This is a genomic window from Pseudomonas sp. H1_D05, assembly GCF_054682705.1.
The window spans coordinates 720,681-736,306 of the sequence record NZ_CP162825.1; the positions used below are offsets into that span (position 1 = coordinate 720,681).

Consider the following 15,626-nt stretch of genomic DNA (forward strand, 5'->3'; position numbering starts at 1 on the left):
GATGGACATGCAATCCCGAATTCGCCAGCTTTTCCAGGCCAGTATCGACACCAAGCAACAGGCGATGGACGTACTTGCACCGCACATCGAGCAAGCCAGCCAGATCATGGTCAACACCCTGCTCAACGGAGGCAAAATGCTCTCGTGCGGCAACGGTGGGTCGGCCGGCGACGCTCAGCATTTTTCCTCGGAGCTGCTCAACCGCTTCGAGCGCGAGCGTCCGAGCCTGCCGGCGATTGCGCTGACCACCGATACCTCGACGATCACCTCGATCGCCAACGACTACAGCTACAACGAAGTGTTCTCCAAGCAGATCCGCGCCCTCGGCCAGTCGGGCGATGTGCTGCTGGCGATTTCGACCAGCGGTAACTCGGCGAACATTATTCAAGCGATCCAGGCCGCACATGATCGCGAAATGATTGTCGTAGCTATGACCGGACGCGATGGTGGCGGCATGGCGTCACTGCTGCTGCCCGAAGACGTCGAGATCCGCGTACCGGCCAATGTCACTGCACGTATTCAAGAAGTCCACTTGCTGGCGATCCATTGCCTCTGCGATCTGATCGACAGCCAACTGTTCGGGAGTGAAGAATGACCCCTAATCGCCTTGGCCTTCTGGCCTTGACCCTGTGCCTCGGCATCAGCGGCTGCACCTCAGTGGTGAACGCCAGCCGTGAAGCACCGATCGACGACGACCGTGGCACGCGCACCTTCGGCAGCAAGATCGATGACTCGTTGATCGAAACCAAAGTCGGTGTGAACGTGGCCAAGGCCGACCCGGCACTGGACAACGACTCGCACATCGTCGTCACCAGTTTCAACGGTGTTGTCTTGCTGGCCGGTCAAACGCCTCGCGCTGACTTGAAAGCCAAAGCCGAGCAAGCGGCAGCCGCCGTGCAACGGGTAAAAACTGTTCATAACGAACTGCAGGTCATACCGCCGTCCGGCTTCTTGGCTCGCCAGAATGACACTTGGCTGACGTCCAAGATCAAGACCCAGATGCTCACCGACGCCAGCATTCCCGGTTCGCGCATCAAGGTCGTGACCGAGAACGGCATCGTCTACCTGCTGGGCCTGCTGACCAAACAGGAAGCCACTCAGGCGACCAATCTGGTTCAGGGCGTTTCCGGCGTGCAGAAGATCGTCAAGCTGTTCGAATACATCGACTGACGCACAACCCTATGTAATAAAAAAGGCGATCCATCCGGATCGCCTTTTTTATTACTTCACCACTTTCAGGCTTGGCCGGCCGCTAGGTCGCGGCGGCTCGCTGTCCGGTGGCGGCAAGTCGTCATCCGACTCGATCTCTTCTTCGTCATCCATCGGCGACTCGAGATCAAACACCATGCCTTGACCGTTCTCCCGGGCGTAGATACCCAGAATCGCGCTGATCGGCACGTACAAGCTGTGCGGAACGCCACCGAAGCGACCCTCGAAGGTCACCACGTCGTTGTCCATGTGCAGATGACGCACAGCACTCGGCGAGATGTTCAGGACAATCTGCCCGTCGCTGGCGAAACCCTGCGGCACCTGCACTGCCGGGTACTCGGAATTGACCAGCATATGCGGGGTGCAATCGTTATCAACAATCCACTCGTAGAGCGCGCGGACCAGATAAGGTCGACTGGAGTTCATAGCGGCTCCTTAAGCCTTAGCGCATATCGCGTTCGACACCAGACAGACTCGCCTGGAAAGCCTCACGCGCAAACGAGCGCTCCATATAATCAAGCAGCGGCTTGGCTGGCCGCGGCAGTTCAATACCCAGAATCGGCAAACGCCAGAGTATTGGCAATAGGCAGCAATCCACCAGACTTTGTTCCTCACTGAGGAAAAACGGCTTGTCGGCAAACAGCGGCGACACGCCCGTCAGGCTTTCACGCAATTCCTTGCGCGCCACGACACGCGCGGCCTCCTTGGACTTGGGATCCAGAATCAGATCCACCAGACCACACCAGTCGCGCTGAATTCGATGAATCAGCAAACGGCTGTTGGCACGCGCCACCGGATAAACCGGCATCAACGGCGGGTGCGGGTAACGCTCATCCAGATATTCCATCACCACGGTCGACTCCCACAACGCCAGGTCACGATCGACCAGCGTCGGCAGACTGCCGTAAGGGTTTACCTCAATCAGTTTAGGCGGCTGGCGACCAGCTTCCACATAAATGATCTCGGCGCTGACACCCTTCTCTGCAAGCACGATGCGCACTCGGTGGGAATAGTGGTCGGCGGGGTCGGAGTAACAGGCCAACCGATTGGTCACGCCCATGGCGATCCTCCTCGCTTGTTGAAATTATCGGAACCGGAAAAACGCGCGCGCCCAGAGGGCGCCTCCGGCAACACCTGGCAAACCAGACGTTGCGCTATCGGAGGCGCCCTTGGGCGCGCGCGATTAACAGCAATGCTTGAAGCGTATCAGTGCACGTCTTTCCAGTATTCACGCTTGAGCAGGTAGGCGAACACAAAGAAGAACGCCAGGTACAGCAAGACATAAGTACCGATGCGCTGATGTTGCAGCTTAACCGGGTTAGCCGAGTAAGCCAGGAAGGTTACCAGATTCTTGACCTTCTCATCGAACTGCTCTTCGTTCAGAGCACCGGTTTTCGGCACGATGGTCAGCTGATCGCACGCTTCATGAGTCAGAGGCGTACCGGTCAACGGATCATATTGCTTCTTGCCGTCTTCGACGATCTGCACCTGTTTGCAACCCACGACCTGACGACCTTGCAGGCCGACCAGCACGTTAGGCATGCCGACGTTCGGGAAAACCTTGTTGTTCACGCCCCATGGACGTGCAGGATCTTCGTAGAACGACTTCAGGTAACCGTAGAGCCAGTCGGTGCCGCGTACGCGAGCGACCAGGGTCAGATCCGGTGGTGCGGCACCAAACCAGGTCTTGGCGTCTGCCGGCTGCATGCCGATGTTCATGTGATCGCCAATCTTGGCGCCAGTGAACACCAGCTTCTCCAGCATCATTTCGTGAGGAATGCCCAAATCATCGGCCACCCGCTCGTAACGCTGGAACTTGGCACTGTGGCAACCCATGCAATAGTTGGCAAAGGTACGTGCGCCATCCTGCAGCGCAGCGTTGTCGGAAACGTCGATGTCGACCTTTTCCAGCTCCGGACCACCGTGTTCAGCGGCGAAGGACAGAACAGGCAGAGCAGCAAAAATCAGAGCAAAAAATAACTTTTTCATCAGCCAGTCACCCTTTCCGGAACCGGTTTGGTCTTCTCGAGCCTGGTGTAGAACGGCATCAGGATGAAGTACGCGAAGTACAGGAAGGTGCAGACCTGCGACAGCAACGTCAGAGACGGCGTCGGAGCTTTCACGCCAGTCCAGCCAAGCAGCACAAAGCAAACGCAGAATATGACGAGCCAGACTTTGCTCATCCAGCCTTTATAGCGCATGGATTTGACCGGACTGCGATCGAGCCACGGCAGGACAAACAGGAAAGCAATTGAAGCGCCCATGGCAATAACGCCCATGAGCTTGTCAGGGATTGCTCGCAGGATCGCGTAGAACGGCGTGAAGTACCAGACCGGCGCGATATGCTCAGGCGTCTTGAACGGGTTGGCCGGCTCGAAGTTTGGTTTTTCGAGGAAATAGCCACCCATTTCCGGGAAGAAGAACACAATAAAGCAGAAGATAAACAGGAACACCACGACACCGACAATGTCTTTCACGGTGTAGTACGGGTGGAAAGCAATGCCGTCCAGCGGGATGCCGTTTTCATCTTTGTGCTTCTTGATGTCGACGCCGTCAGGGTTGTTCGAACCGACTTCGTGCAACGCCAGAATGTGCAGTACCACCAGACCGAGAATCACGATCGGCAGAGCCACGACATGCAAGGCGAAGAAGCGGTTCAGAGTGATTCCGGAGATCAGGTAATCACCACGAATCCACTGGGTCAGGTCGTTACCGATCACCGGAATCGCACCGAACAGCGAGATGATCACTTGGGCACCCCAGTAGGACATCTGGCCCCACGGCAGCAGATAACCCATGAATGCCTCGGCCATCAGCGCCAGGTAAATCAGCATGCCGAACACCCAGACCAGCTCGCGCGGTTTCTGGTACGAGCCGTAAAGCAGGCCCCGGAACATGTGCAGATACACCACGATGAAGAACATCGAAGCGCCGACAGCGTGCAGCAGGCGCAAAATCGAGCCGTGATTGACGTCACGCATGATGCCTTCGACAGACGCAAAAGCCTCTTCTGCCGATGGCGTGTAGCTCATCGTCAGCCAGACGCCGGTGACGAGCTGGTTGACCAGCACCAGCAGCGCCAGAGAGCCGAAGAAATAGAAGAAGTTGAAGTTTTTTGGAGCGTAATACTTGCTGAGATGGTCTTCCCACATTTTGGTCGCAGGAAAGCGCGCATCAACCCAATCCATGAACTTGCTCATCACGCTTTCTCCGTATCGACGCCGATGACAATCAGGTCATCGGTCTCATAGGAATGCGGGGGAACTGGCAGGTTCAAAGGCGCAGGTTGCGACTTGTAGACGCGGCCAGCCAGATCGTAATGGGAACCGTGGCAAGGGCAGAAATAGCCACCGACCCAGTCCTTGCCGAGATCTGCAGGTGCCACTTCGGGACGGAAAGTTGGTGAGCAACCCAGGTGCGTGCAGATCCCGATCAGCAGCAGAATTTCCGGCTTGATCGAACGCACTTCAGGGTCGACATAGGTGGGTTGCGTGGAGTTTTTGGAGGTTGGATCGGAGAGCTGGCCCTCGATCTTCTTGAGATTCCCCAGGATTTCCGCAGTACGGCGGACAATGAACACCGGCTGGCCGCGCCATTCAGCAATCATCTGCTGTCCTGGCTCGATTTTGCTGACATTCACTTTCACCGGTGCACCGGCGGCTTTCGCCTTGGCACTGGGAAACCATGACCCCACGAACGGGACCGCAGCCCCCACCGCTCCTGCAGCACCCACCACGGATGTGGCTGCTACCAAGAAGCGACGCCGGCCTGCATTCACGCCGTCATTGCTCATTCAGTCCTCTCCCATCAGCTTTTGTGGCCTGTTAAATCAGGCATCTACTAAATAAATCAATGTTACTTATAAAAATTTTGCCGAATGGTAATGAAAAGCCCCAATTCTGACAAGGGAATTACCCGGAGCTCTTACCCTCAAGCCTTGCAGTATAGGGGGTCTACGGAAGTGGCAAGTTGTCGCAGCGCAATTCTTTGATAAATCACAGGCATAAAAAAACGCCCGCTTCCGTGAGGAGGCGGGCGTTCTTTTTGAACGCGGAAGCGGAATTAACGCTTCGAGTACTGCGGACGCTTACGCGCTTTACGCAGACCAACTTTCTTACGTTCAACTTCACGGGCGTCGCGAGTAACGAAGCCAGCTTTGCGCAGAGCGCCACGCAGGGTTTCGTCGTAGTCCATCAGAGCGCGAGTGATGCCGTGGCGGATTGCGCCAGCTTGACCACTTACACCACCGCCGATCACGGTGACGTAGATGTCGAACTTCTCGACAGTCTCAGTCAGCTCCAGCGGCTGGCGAACTACCATGCGGGCAGTTTCACGGCCGAAGAAGTTTTCCAGCGAACGGTTGTTGATGGAGATGTTACCAGTACCCGGACGCAGGAAAACGCGTGCGGTTGCGGTCTTGCGACGGCCAGTGCCGTAATTTTGAGTCGCCGACATAATGTACTATTCCGTTAAAACTTCAGTTCTTGGGGCTGCTGAGCAGTATGTGGGTGTGCAGCGCCCGCATAGACTTTCAGCTTACGGTACATGTCGCGACCCAGTGGGTTTTTAGGCAGCATGCCTTTAACCGCGGTCTCGATCACGCGCTCAGGGGCTTTAGCGATCAGCTTTTCAAAGTTGATCGACTTGATGCCGCCCGGGAAACCGGAGTGGGAGTAGTACATTTTGTCAGTGGTTTTAGCACCGGTAACACGAATCTGCTCGGCGTTGATTACGACGATGTAGTCGCCGGTGTCAACGTGAGGAGTGTACTCAGGCTTGTGCTTGCCACGCAGACGGCTCGCGATTTCGGTGGCCAGACGACCCAGGGTCTGACCAGCAGCGTCGACGACAAACCAGTCGCGCTTTACTGTTTCCGGTTTAGCAGTAAAAGTTTTCATTCTTTATAGCCTCAGGGGCCGCCCTGTAAATTAGACGGCGGATCTTACTGAATAGTGCGTACTTTGACAAGTCAAAGGCAGCCGGATACAGACGCTTTCGGGGGCTCGGGTCGGCGCGTCCGTTCAACGGCAAGATTCTTCGGCGGCGGCGCATCACTTCCACTGCAGAAAGAGGTCGGCAATTATGCAGATTGCGAAAAATATTTCAACCTGCTTTTATGATTGTTTTGCCCAAGGAGCACCCGATGGACTATCGCCAGCTAGGCCGTACCGACCTGAACGTGAGTGCAATCTGCCTCGGCACCATGACCTGGGGCGAGCAAAACACTGAAGTTGAAGCCTTCGCGCAGATTGAACGGGCCAAAGAAGCCGGGATCAATTTCATCGACACCGCCGAGATGTACCCGGTGCCGCCGAAAGCCGAAACCTACGCCACCACCGAGCGCTATATCGGCAATTACTTCAAAAGTCGCGGCGACCGCGCCGACTGGATCCTCGCCAGCAAGATCGCCGGCCCCGGCAACACCATCGACTACATCCGCGACAAAAACCTGCGCCATAACCGCCAGCACATCACCGCAGCGGTGGACGCCAGCCTCGAGCGCCTGCAGACCGATTACATCGACCTGTATCAATTGCACTGGCCGGAACGCAGCACCAACTTTTTCGGACAACTGGGTTACAAGCACAAGATCGAAGCCAACCTGACCCCGCTCGAAGACACTCTCGAAGCACTCGACGAGCAAGTGAAGGCCGGCAAGATCCGCCACATCGGCCTGTCCAACGAAACCCCGTGGGGCACCATGCGTTTTCTGGCCTTGGCCGAAGCGCGTGGCTGGCCGCGCGCGGTGTCGATCCAGAACCCCTACAACCTGCTCAACCGCAGTTTTGAAGTGGGCCTGGCGGAAATCGCCATCCGCGAACAGTGCGGCCTGCTCGCCTATTCGCCGTTGGCGTTTGGTTTCCTGTCAGGTAAATACGAAGGCGGCGCTCGTCCACCGAAAGGTCGCCTGAGCCTCTACAGTCGCTTCAGCCGCTATTTCAATGCGCAGTCGGAAGCAGCGTGCAGCCGTTATGTCGCGCTGGCCCGGGAGCACGGTCTGGACCCGGCGCAGATGGCATTGGCGTTCGTCACTCAGCAACCATTCGTCACGAGTAACATCATTGGCGCGACGACGCTTGAGCAACTGGACAGCAACATTGCCAGTTTTGATCTGAAGCTTTCCGATGAAGTGCTGGCAGGGATCGAGGCGATTCACAAGGATCACCCGAACCCAGCGCCTTGATTTACCGCTAAAAGCTTCGCGAGCAGGCTTGCTCCCACAGGTACGGTGATCCCCTGTAGGAGTGAGCCTGCTCGCGATAGCGGTCTGACAGTCACCAGAATTTCAAAGCGACCGCGCAATAATCTCCTTCATGATTTCATTGGTGCCAGCATAGATCCGCTGCACCCGCGCATCCGCCCACGCCCGGGCCACCGGGTACTCCCACATGAAGCCGTAACCGCCATGCAACTGCACGCACTCGTCGAGCACCTTGCATTGCAGATCGGTGCCCCAGTATTTCGCCATCGCCGCCGTCGGCACGTCGAGCTTGCCTTGCAGGTGCAGCTCCAGACATTTATCGACGAACACTCGGCCGATCTGAATTTCCGTGGCCATCTCGGCCAGCTTGAAGCGGGTGTTCTGGAAGTCGGCAATGGCTTTGCCGAAGGCCTTGCGATCGCGGGTGTAATCAAGCGTCCATTGCAACGCCGCTTCAGCTGAAGCCAGGCCACCGATCGCCACCGTCAGACGTTCCTGAGGCAATTCCTGCATCAGATAAGCAAACCCGGCCCCGGCCTGCCCCAGCAGGTTTTCTTTCGGCACGCGCATGTCCTGGAAAAACAATTCCGACGTGTCCTGCGCCTTCATACCAACCTTCTCAAGGCGCTTGCCCTTATCGAAACCCGGCGTACCCGCTTCCACCAGAAACAGGCTGGTACCCTTGGCGCCGGCCTTTGGATCGGTCTTGGCCACCACGATCACCAGATCCGCGAGAAAGCCGTTGGTAATGAAGGTTTTCGAACCGTTGATCACATAGTCGTCACCGTCCAGCACAGCGGTGGTCTTCACACCTTGCAGATCGGATCCCGCCCCCGGCTCGGTCATGGCGATGGCCGTGACCATCTCGCCCGAAACCAGTTTCGGCAGGTATTTGTGCTTCAGCGCCTCGCTGCCGTAATGCAGGATGTACGGCGCGACAATGTCCGAATGCAGCGAGAAGCCGATGCCGGTCAGGCCCAGTCGCCCGACCTCCTCGATCACCACCGCACTGTAGAGAAAGTCCGCCCCCAGGCCGCCGTATTCTTCCGGCAGGTGCGAGCAGAGCATCCCCGCCTCCCCGGCCTTGTTCCACAGTTTGCGGTCGATATGGCCCTGTTTCTCCCATTGCGCATGGAACGGCACCGCCTCTTTTTCGAGGAAGGTGCGGACGCTGTCGCGAAACAATTCGTGCTCGGAGCTGAACAAGGTTCTGGGGATCATGCGGCACCTTTCTTTGTTGTTGGCGGGAGATGGCCTTCAGAGACTAAGCCTCCCCTCTGACACAGGACACTGGACACATCCGACAAAAAATAAGACGATCCAGCCGTCTGGTGACCACTTTCCCTTATAAAAACAAAACAAAAGTTGAATTATGTCCAAGCAAGTCTCCACGCCCTTGCGGCGCGTCAGCATCCTGGCAATCGACCGGGTTTTCGCTTCCACTCTCATGCAAGCCAAGGATTTCTTCCATCTGGCCAGCCTGCGTTATGGCAAACAACTGGGTCACGGCCTGACACCGGCGTTTGAAACACGCCTGGTCAGCCCCGACGGCAAACCGGTGAACAGCTTCAGTGACGTGGTAATGCCGGTCGACGGTGGCCTGGAAAACGCCGACGTCATTATCCTCCCGGCGTTCTGGGACGATTTCGACACGCTGTGCGGCCGTTATCCCCAAGTGTTGCCCTGGCTGCGTGAACAGCACGCTCGTGGCGCGGTGTTGTGCGGCGAAGCCACCGGGGTGTTCTGGCTGGCCGAGGCCGGCCTGCTCAACGGCAAGGAAGCGACCACCTACTGGCGTTTCTTCAATGCATTCGCCGAGCGCTTTCCCAAGGTCTATCTCAATCAGGACAAGCACCTGACCGATGCCGACAACTTGTATTGCGCCGGCGGTACCACGTCAGCCTGCGATCTATACATCTACTTGATCGAGCGTTTCTGTGGGGCCAACGTCGCGCAAGCCGTGGCCCGCGACATTCTCTATGAAGTGCAGCGCAGCTATGCGCCGGGACGCATCGGTTTCGGTGGGCAGAAGCTGCATCAGGACGTGATTATCCTGCAGATCCAGCACTGGCTCGAAGAGCATTTCGCCGACAAGTTCCGCTTCGAAGACGTCGCCCGCGAGCACGGCATGAGCATCCGTAACTTCATGCGCCGCTTCCAGACCGCCACCGGTGACAAGCCATTGCATTACCTGCAACGCCTGCGTATCGAAACCGCGAAAGGTTTGCTGTCCGGCAGCCGCAAGAGCATCAAGACCATCAGTTATGAGGTCGGTTACGACGATGCGAGCTTCTTTGCGCGGCTGTTCCGTCAGCATACTGAACTGTCGCCGAACCAGTATCGGCAGCAGTTCCAACAAGCCGCCTAACCCTCCCCCCCGTTGATCGTTCCCACGCTCTGCGTGGGAATGCTGCCAATGGACGCTCTGCGTCCGCCCCGGAATGTGACGCAGAGCGTCACGGTATGCATTCCCACGCGGAGCGTGGGAACGATCAGTGTGCGCGGGCCGGTGAATTCGAGATAAAAAAAGGGCCTGCAATTGCAGGCCCTTTTTTTGTTTCGCGATTCTGCTTAAGGCTTGTGCGCCCGCGACAGGAATTCGTGCGATTGCATCTCCAGCAGACGGCTCAGCGTACGCTGGAATTCGAAGTTCAAACGGCCGCCGGTGTACAGATCCTTCAACTCGACTTCAGCGGAAATGATCAGCTTCACGTTACGGTCGTAGAACTCGTCGACCATGTTGATGAAGCGGCGCGCAATGTCGTCAGTGGTGACGCTCATCTGCTCGACACCGCTTAGCAGCACGGCGTGGAAGATCTTGCCCAGTTCGATGTAGTCGTTCTGGCTACGCGGGCCGTCGCACAGCTCACGGAAGTCGAACCACGCCACGTCGTCGCACGTACGCAGGGCACGGATTTCGCGGTTTTCGATCATCAGCACATCGTTTTCGACCGCAGCAGTGCATTCCGGCGTCAGCGCCTTGAAGCTCTTGCGCAGACTTTCGTGAGCAGCTTCGTCGAGCGGATAGTGGAACAGCTCGGCTTGTTCGAGGTGACGCAGACGGTAGTCGACGCCGCTGTCGACGTTGACGATCTCGGTATTCTGCTTGATCAGCGCAATCGCCGGCAGGAAACGCGCACGTTGCAGACCGTCCTTGTACAGGCCGTCCGGAACGATGTTCGAGGTCGCGACCAGGGTCACGCCGTTCTTGAACAATTCTTCCATCAGCGTGCCGAGGATCATCGCGTCGGTGATGTCGGAGACGAAGAACTCATCGAAGCAGATCACCCGCGACTCAGTCGCAAAGCGCTTGGCGATGATGGTCAGCGGGTTTTTCTCGCCGCCGAGGGTTTTCATTTCTTCGTGCACACGCTTCATGAAGCGGTGGAAGTGAGTGCGGGTCTTTTCCTTGAACGGCAGTGCTTCGAAGAAGGTGTCGACCAGGTAAGTCTTGCCGCGACCTACGCCGCCCCAGAAGTACAGGCCCTTGACCGGCGTCTGATCCTTTTTGCCAAACAGTTTGCTCAGCAGGCCCGGCTTGTTCTGATCGGCGGCGATCAGATCGTCGTACAGGCGCTGCAAATGACGCACAGCAGTTTCCTGCGCGGCATCATGGAAGAAGTCCGGGCGTTTCAGATCAGCTTGGTATCGTTCTAGGGGCGTCATAATTCGTTAGCAAGGCAACAAAAACGGGCCGTCACTGTAGCGACGGCCCGTGGGAATGGCAATCGGCCCTTGGTCGGACCGTGCCGCCGATTAGTCCTGAACCGGGGTCAGCGCAACGCGCAGAGCCTCGATGGCCGCGTCCCGCGCAGCAGTGTCAGCGAATGCCGGGCTGTCGCCAACGCACTCGCCCTCCAGCCAGACGCTGAAGCTCAGGTCTTCGCTGCGCACGTCCAGCGGCTGGCCGGATTGCAGCTGCTTGGTCACCTGGCCTGCGGTTTTGCCGTCGGCAAAGTTGCGCGACAGCAGCAGTTGCTCGCCATCGGCTGCCAGCAGACGGAAACGGAAGCTGCCGTCGTCTTCACGGAAGCTGACGAAACGCGCGGCTTTCGCGGCCTTCTTCTTGGTCGTCGCGGCGACTTGCACCTGATTGACGAAAGAACGCAGGCCAACCGCTTCACGCAATTCATTGAGGAACGGCGTCGCCACGGCACGGGCCTTCTTGGCGCCGATTTGCAGGATGTCTTCCAGGTCTGCCGGGCGCTCGATCAACTGGTGATACTTGTCGCGCGCTTCACCCAGTTCGTTGTCGAGCAACTGGAACAGACGGTTCTTCGCCTCGCCCCACCCCAGACCACCGAGCAGTTCGCTGCGGAACTCATCAGCCTGCGCCGGTGTGGCGAACGCCTGGAACAAGGTGAACAGGTGCGAGTTGTCCGGATCCTTGGCCTCGCACGGCGCTTTGGAGTCGGTGACGATCCGCGAGATCGCATCCTTCATCTCTTTGGCGCTGGAGAACAGCGGAATGGTGTTGTCGTAGCTCTTCGACATCTTGCGACCGTCGAGGCCCGGCAACGTCGCCACGCTCTCTTCGATCAGCGCTTCGGGCATGGTGAAGAATTCTTTGCCCTGACCGAACAGGTGGTTGAAACGCTGGCCGATATCGCGGGCCATTTCAACGTGCTGGATCTGATCACGACCGACCGGCACCTTGTGCGCGTTGAACATCAGGATGTCTGCGGCCATCAGCACCGGGTAGCTGTAGAGGCCCATGGTGATGCCGGCATCCGGGTCTTCACCGGTTTCGACGTTCTTGTCCACCGAGGCCTTGTAGGCGTGCGCGCGGTTGAGCAGGCCTTTGGCGGCGACGCAGGTCAGCAGCCAGGTCAGCTCAGGGATTTCCGGGATGTCGGACTGGCGGTAGAAGGTCACGCGGTCGACATCGAGGCCACCGGCCAGCCAGGTCGCGGCGATTTCCAGACGCGAGCGCTGGATGCGCAGCGGGTCATCGCATTTGATCAGGGCGTGGTAGTCGGCCAGAAAGTAGAACGAATCGGCATTGCTGTCGCGGCTGGCGAGGATCGCCGGGCGGATGGCGCCGGCGTAGTTGCCCAGGTGCGGCGTGCCGGTGGTGGTGATGCCGGTGAGGATACGGGTACGGTTCGTCATGGGTAATCGCTTGTCAGACTGCAATCAATTCGAGAGACGCGGCAGGATCAGATCCTTGAGATCGGTCAGCTTGCCATGAAAAAAGTGTCCGCATTCTGCCACTTTCAGCAGCTCATGGGGGCGCTGGAGTTTTTCCGACCAGGCGTAGACCAGTTGCGGGTCGATGACTTCGTCGGTTTCCGGCTGGATCACGGTGAGTTCGCCGTGCTGCGGCAGTTGATCCTGCTCGCCCAGACGCATCACCGCCGGCGCGACCATGAACAGGTGCTTGAGCTGCACGCCCTGCGCTTCGAGTCGACCGCCGAGACTTGCTGCAACAAATCCGCCGAAGGAGAAACCGAACAGGGTCAGCGGCAGATTCGGGTGTTTTTCCCGCAGCCACTTGGCCGCCGCCTGGGCGTCGTCGACTTCACCGGTGCCCATATCGTGCGCGCCTTCGCTGGCGCCAACGCCGCGATAGTTGAAGCGCAAGGTAATCAGACCTGCGTCGCGCGCGGTGCGCTGAAGGGTCGAGACAACCTTGTTGAGCATGGTGCCGCCCTGCACCGGGTTCGGATGGCAGATCAGCGCGATGCCGATCGGCTGCTCGTTATCCAGGTACAGAGACTCAAGTTGACCCACCGGGCCGTCAATCACTACAGGGGTTTCACGCATCAGCAAGGAAGGAACTCCGTGACCTCGAATCGGGTCGACTCGTCTAGCAAATTGTCTGTGCCAATCTATTGCGAGTGAATCGCGGTATACAGCGCAGGTTCGAGCCGTTAACGTAAAGCAAAGCCGTTTATAGAGGAAGGACTCGTGGAACACTCGCTCTTAGTTTGGTTGTTACCGACTCTTGCCCTGGTTGTGGGTGTCGCCATTGGATTCCTGATCGCGCGCGTTGCGCCGAACGCCGCGCCGAGCCGTACGCAGCGTCAACTGGATGATATCCAGGAGCGTTTCGACAGTTATCAAAACGAAGTGGTCACCCACTTCAACAGCACCGCGATGCTGGTCAAGAAGCTGACCCAGAGCTATCAGGAAGTGCAGGATCATCTCGCCGAGGGTGCCAATCGTCTGGCCCTGGACGAGCAGACCCGCCAGCGCCTGATCGCTGCCCTGCACGCTGACGCGGCAGTCGCGCCACGCGAACGCCTGACGCCACCGCGCGATCAGGAGCCACCGCGCGACTACGCACCGAAGACCCCGAACTCGCCGGGCATGCTCGATGAGCATTATGGTCTGAAGAAGTAATCAGTCTTCGCTGAAAACAAAAAGCCCCCGGACAGTGATGTATCCGAGGGCTTTTTTGTGTCCGATGATTTGTGCCTGATTGTTATGCCCCCTTCGCGAGCAAGCTCGCTCCCACAGGAATTGATGATGTACACAAAAGTTGTGTTCCACACCTAACCCTGTGGGAGCGAGCTTGCTCGCGAAGGGGCCGGCACAGGCCAGACAAAAAAATGCCCGATCGCAGGACCGGGCATTTTTTTCATTCTGACAAGCGCTTACGGATACTGCTGAACCGTACCCGGCTGCTGTTGCTGCTGACCACCATACTGCTGGCCCGGGATCGCCTTCAGGTTGACTTCAACCCGACGGTTCTGCGCCCGGCCATTCACATCACCGTTGCTGGCAATCGGGTTATCCGGACCGGCGCCACGGGCCGACAGGTTGGCGCCGCTGACACCTTGCGAAGTCAGGTAAGTCGCCACGCTCTGCGCACGACGCTGGGACAGGTCCATGTTGTGCTGGCGGCTGCCGGTACTGTCGGTGTAGCCGACAATTTCGATCTGGTTCTGGTTGAATTCTTTCAACGAGTTGGCCAGGTTGTTCAGCGGCTGGTAGAAGCTGGACGCGATGTTCGCCGAATCGGTAGCGAAGGTGATGTTGCCCGGCATGATCAGTTTGATCTGATCGCCTTGGCGCTGCACTTCAACGCCAGTGTTGGCCATGCTCGCGCGCAGTTTCTTTTCTTGCTGGTCGGCGTAATAACCGTAACCGGCGGCGGACGCACCCACCACCGCCGCACCGATCAAGGCACCTTTGCCGCGGTTGTCGTGACCGATGGCGGCACCGGCCAGTGCGCCGGCGAGTGCACCGAGGCCGCCGTATTTGGCGGTTTTGCTCATTCCTTGGGAGCCACCGTCGGCCTGGCCCTGATTGTCATACGGGTTAGGCGAGGCGCAGCCGGACAGCAAGGCCACGGCAGTAGCGACAATAATCAAACGACGCGTGGTGAACATGGAGAGCTCCTGGTTTTTCGCATTCTGTGGTGCAGCGGCCACTGGGTTAATGGACTTGTGCGGGCGTTGGATCATGACAATGCACAAAAATTCCGCCGGGCACTCGTGACAAAATATTCAGGCGCGTACAAACGGGTTTTCGCGCATTTCATCACCCAGGCGCGTATCCGGCCCGTGTCCGGTAATCACGGTCGCGTCCTCGTCCAAGGTGTACAGCCGCTGCTTGATCGAACGCACGATGGTCGCCTGATCGCCGCCCCATAAATCCGTGCGCCCTACGCCGCGACGAAACAACGTGTCGCCGGCTATCAACAGCTTAGCCTCGGAAAACCAAAAGCTCATGGAACCGGGTGTATGTCCCGGCGTGTGCAGGGCAACACCGCAACCGCAGGCCAGTTCCTCATCGTCACTCAACCAGCGATCTGGCGATGGCACCGGTGTGTACGGCACACCGAACATCTGGCACTGCATTTCGAGGTTGTCCCAAAGGAACTGGTCTTCCTTGTGCAAATGCAGGGTCGCGCCGGTTTTTTCCTTCATCTGCCCGGAAGCGAGGAAGTGATCGAGATGCGCGTGGGTGTGAATAATGCTGACGACTTTCAGGCCATGCGCATCAAGGCGCGCCATGATCAGGTCAGGATTGCCACCGGGGTCGACGACGATGGCTTTTTTGCTGATCGGGTCGCCGATGATGGTGCAGTTGCACTGGAGCGGGCCGACGGGAAAGGTTTCGCGGATGAGCGCAGGTGGGACAGGCATGAACATCCTCGACAAACGGCAATTAACGTTTCTCAGGATTCTACTGCAAGGGCCGATAAAGAACGCCAGGTCAGATATTTGGCGCCATTAATCAAAAAATAATGGCCTAATGATATCAA

At 57.9% G+C, this 15,626-nt stretch carries 18 protein-coding genes; 5 read left to right on the forward strand and 13 right to left on the reverse strand.

Annotated elements, in window-relative coordinates; genetic code table 11:
* Position 1 precedes the first annotated feature (1 nt).
* A complete protein-coding gene (locus AB4O11_RS03225; RefSeq protein ID WP_093430691.1) occupies positions 2 to 595 on the forward strand; it encodes a phosphoheptose isomerase in 594 nt (197 codons plus the stop codon).
* Complete coding sequence (locus AB4O11_RS03230) at positions 592 to 1,170, forward strand: BON domain-containing protein (protein WP_007917023.1); 579 nt, start codon at positions 592 to 594, stop codon at positions 1,168 to 1,170. The genes AB4O11_RS03225 and AB4O11_RS03230 overlap by 4 nt, the downstream gene beginning before the upstream one ends.
* Positions 1,171 to 1,221: 51 nt before the next feature.
* Here the strand turns inward: AB4O11_RS03230 and AB4O11_RS03235 are convergent, their stop codons facing one another.
* The 7 genes from AB4O11_RS03235 to rplM all read right to left on the reverse strand — a co-directional run bounded on the left by AB4O11_RS03235 (position 1,222) and on the right by rplM (position 6,107).
* Positions 1,222 to 1,635, reverse strand: coding sequence for a ClpXP protease specificity-enhancing factor (locus AB4O11_RS03235; protein WP_007917024.1), 414 nt, complete (start codon positions 1,633 to 1,635; stop codon positions 1,222 to 1,224).
* A 16-nt stretch (positions 1,636 to 1,651) separates the two neighbouring features.
* Positions 1,652 to 2,269: a glutathione S-transferase N-terminal domain-containing protein gene (locus AB4O11_RS03240; RefSeq protein WP_007917025.1), complete on the reverse strand. Its 618-nt coding sequence runs from the start codon at positions 2,267 to 2,269 to the stop codon at positions 1,652 to 1,654.
* Positions 2,270 to 2,415: 146 nt separating this feature from the next.
* Entirely contained in the window at positions 2,416 to 3,198 is a 783-nt protein-coding gene (locus AB4O11_RS03245; protein ID WP_093430692.1) for a cytochrome c1, read from the reverse strand.
* Positions 3,198 to 4,409, reverse strand: coding sequence for a cytochrome b (locus AB4O11_RS03250; RefSeq protein ID WP_093430693.1), 1,212 nt, complete (start codon positions 4,407 to 4,409; stop codon positions 3,198 to 3,200). The genes AB4O11_RS03245 and AB4O11_RS03250 overlap by 1 nt, the downstream gene beginning before the upstream one ends.
* Positions 4,409 to 5,002: a ubiquinol-cytochrome c reductase iron-sulfur subunit gene (gene petA, locus AB4O11_RS03255; protein ID WP_003228055.1), complete on the reverse strand. Its 594-nt coding sequence runs from the start codon at positions 5,000 to 5,002 to the stop codon at positions 4,409 to 4,411. Before petA ends, AB4O11_RS03250 begins: the two co-directional genes overlap by 1 nt.
* Before the next feature lie 269 nt (positions 5,003 to 5,271).
* Positions 5,272 to 5,664, reverse strand: coding sequence for a 30S ribosomal protein S9 (rpsI, locus tag AB4O11_RS03260; RefSeq protein WP_008080273.1), 393 nt, complete (start codon positions 5,662 to 5,664; stop codon positions 5,272 to 5,274).
* Positions 5,665 to 5,678: 14 nt separating this feature from the next.
* Positions 5,679 to 6,107, reverse strand: a complete 429-nt coding sequence (gene rplM, locus AB4O11_RS03265; RefSeq protein WP_007917032.1) for a 50S ribosomal protein L13 — start codon at positions 6,105 to 6,107, stop codon at positions 5,679 to 5,681.
* A 245-nt stretch (positions 6,108 to 6,352) separates the two neighbouring features.
* On the opposite strand from rplM, the gene AB4O11_RS03270 reads away from it, so the two are divergent.
* Positions 6,353 to 7,393, forward strand: coding sequence for an NADP(H)-dependent aldo-keto reductase (locus tag AB4O11_RS03270; RefSeq protein ID WP_099757145.1), 1,041 nt, complete (start codon positions 6,353 to 6,355; stop codon positions 7,391 to 7,393).
* Between the two features lie 102 nt (positions 7,394 to 7,495).
* Here AB4O11_RS03270 and AB4O11_RS03275 read toward each other — a convergent pair whose 3' ends face one another.
* On the reverse strand, positions 7,496 to 8,632 hold the full coding sequence (locus AB4O11_RS03275) for an acyl-CoA dehydrogenase family protein (protein WP_460130133.1): 1,137 nt from the start codon (positions 8,630 to 8,632) through the stop codon (positions 7,496 to 7,498).
* A 250-nt stretch (positions 8,633 to 8,882) separates the two neighbouring features.
* Here AB4O11_RS03275 and AB4O11_RS03280 point away from each other — a divergent pair, with 250 nt between their 5' ends.
* On the forward strand, positions 8,883 to 9,779 hold the full coding sequence (locus AB4O11_RS03280; RefSeq protein WP_175555647.1) for a GlxA family transcriptional regulator: 897 nt from the start codon (positions 8,883 to 8,885) through the stop codon (positions 9,777 to 9,779).
* A gap of 203 nt (positions 9,780 to 9,982) precedes the next feature.
* Here AB4O11_RS03280 and zapE read toward each other — a convergent pair whose 3' ends face one another.
* The 3 genes from zapE to AB4O11_RS03295 form a co-directional block, all read right to left on the reverse strand.
* Positions 9,983 to 11,077, reverse strand: a complete 1,095-nt coding sequence (gene zapE / locus AB4O11_RS03285) for a cell division protein ZapE (protein WP_093430696.1) — start codon at positions 11,075 to 11,077, stop codon at positions 9,983 to 9,985.
* A 90-nt stretch (positions 11,078 to 11,167) separates the two neighbouring features.
* Positions 11,168 to 12,523, reverse strand: coding sequence for a tryptophan--tRNA ligase (locus AB4O11_RS03290; protein WP_460130135.1), 1,356 nt, complete (start codon positions 12,521 to 12,523; stop codon positions 11,168 to 11,170).
* A gap of 24 nt (positions 12,524 to 12,547) precedes the next feature.
* Entirely contained in the window at positions 12,548 to 13,177 is a 630-nt protein-coding gene (locus AB4O11_RS03295; protein ID WP_093430712.1) for an alpha/beta hydrolase, read from the reverse strand.
* Positions 13,178 to 13,321: 144 nt separating this feature from the next.
* On the opposite strand from AB4O11_RS03295, the gene AB4O11_RS03300 reads away from it, so the two are divergent.
* Complete coding sequence (locus AB4O11_RS03300) at positions 13,322 to 13,756, forward strand: Z-ring associated ZapG family protein (RefSeq protein ID WP_007917055.1); 435 nt, start codon at positions 13,322 to 13,324, stop codon at positions 13,754 to 13,756.
* A gap of 254 nt (positions 13,757 to 14,010) precedes the next feature.
* Here AB4O11_RS03300 and AB4O11_RS03305 read toward each other — a convergent pair whose 3' ends face one another.
* The gene (locus tag AB4O11_RS03305; RefSeq protein ID WP_099757148.1) at positions 14,011 to 14,748 is read right to left on the reverse strand and encodes an OmpA family protein; all 738 of its coding nucleotides are present in this window, start codon (positions 14,746 to 14,748) and stop codon (positions 14,011 to 14,013) included.
* Positions 14,749 to 14,865: 117 nt separating this feature from the next.
* The gene (locus AB4O11_RS03310) at positions 14,866 to 15,507 is read right to left on the reverse strand and encodes an MBL fold metallo-hydrolase (protein WP_257356097.1); all 642 of its coding nucleotides are present in this window, start codon (positions 15,505 to 15,507) and stop codon (positions 14,866 to 14,868) included.
* Positions 15,508 to 15,626 lie beyond the last annotated feature (119 nt).

What these genes read in the sequence shown, in the direction of transcription:
- AB4O11_RS03235 (WP_007917024.1), bottom strand. Translation starts at nt 1,635, where the DNA reads ATGAACTCCAGTCGACCTTATCTGGTCCGCGCGCTCTACGAGTGGATT.
- AB4O11_RS03225 (WP_093430691.1), top strand. Translation starts at nt 2, where the DNA reads ATGGACATGCAATCCCGAATTCGCCAGCTTTTCCAGGCCAGTATCGAC.
- AB4O11_RS03310 (WP_257356097.1), bottom strand. Translation starts at nt 15,507, where the DNA reads ATGCCTGTCCCACCTGCGCTCATCCGCGAAACCTTTCCCGTCGGCCCG.
- AB4O11_RS03305 (WP_099757148.1), bottom strand. Translation starts at nt 14,748, where the DNA reads ATGTTCACCACGCGTCGTTTGATTATTGTCGCTACTGCCGTGGCCTTG.
- AB4O11_RS03290 (WP_460130135.1), bottom strand. Translation starts at nt 12,523, where the DNA reads ATGACGAACCGTACCCGTATCCTCACCGGCATCACCACCACCGGCACG.
- zapE (WP_093430696.1), bottom strand. Translation starts at nt 11,077, where the DNA reads ATGACGCCCCTAGAACGATACCAAGCTGATCTGAAACGCCCGGACTTC.
- AB4O11_RS03240 (WP_007917025.1), bottom strand. Translation starts at nt 2,269, where the DNA reads ATGGGCGTGACCAATCGGTTGGCCTGTTACTCCGACCCCGCCGACCAC.
- rpsI (WP_008080273.1), bottom strand. Translation starts at nt 5,664, where the DNA reads ATGTCGGCGACTCAAAATTACGGCACTGGCCGTCGCAAGACCGCAACC.
- AB4O11_RS03230 (WP_007917023.1), top strand. Translation starts at nt 592, where the DNA reads ATGACCCCTAATCGCCTTGGCCTTCTGGCCTTGACCCTGTGCCTCGGC.
- AB4O11_RS03295 (WP_093430712.1), bottom strand. Translation starts at nt 13,177, where the DNA reads ATGCGTGAAACCCCTGTAGTGATTGACGGCCCGGTGGGTCAACTTGAG.
- rplM (WP_007917032.1), bottom strand. Translation starts at nt 6,107, where the DNA reads ATGAAAACTTTTACTGCTAAACCGGAAACAGTAAAGCGCGACTGGTTT.
- AB4O11_RS03250 (WP_093430693.1), bottom strand. Translation starts at nt 4,409, where the DNA reads ATGAGCAAGTTCATGGATTGGGTTGATGCGCGCTTTCCTGCGACCAAA.
- AB4O11_RS03275 (WP_460130133.1), bottom strand. Translation starts at nt 8,632, where the DNA reads ATGATCCCCAGAACCTTGTTCAGCTCCGAGCACGAATTGTTTCGCGAC.
- AB4O11_RS03245 (WP_093430692.1), bottom strand. Translation starts at nt 3,198, where the DNA reads ATGAAAAAGTTATTTTTTGCTCTGATTTTTGCTGCTCTGCCTGTTCTG.
- AB4O11_RS03270 (WP_099757145.1), top strand. Translation starts at nt 6,353, where the DNA reads ATGGACTATCGCCAGCTAGGCCGTACCGACCTGAACGTGAGTGCAATC.
- petA (WP_003228055.1), bottom strand. Translation starts at nt 5,002, where the DNA reads ATGAGCAATGACGGCGTGAATGCAGGCCGGCGTCGCTTCTTGGTAGCA.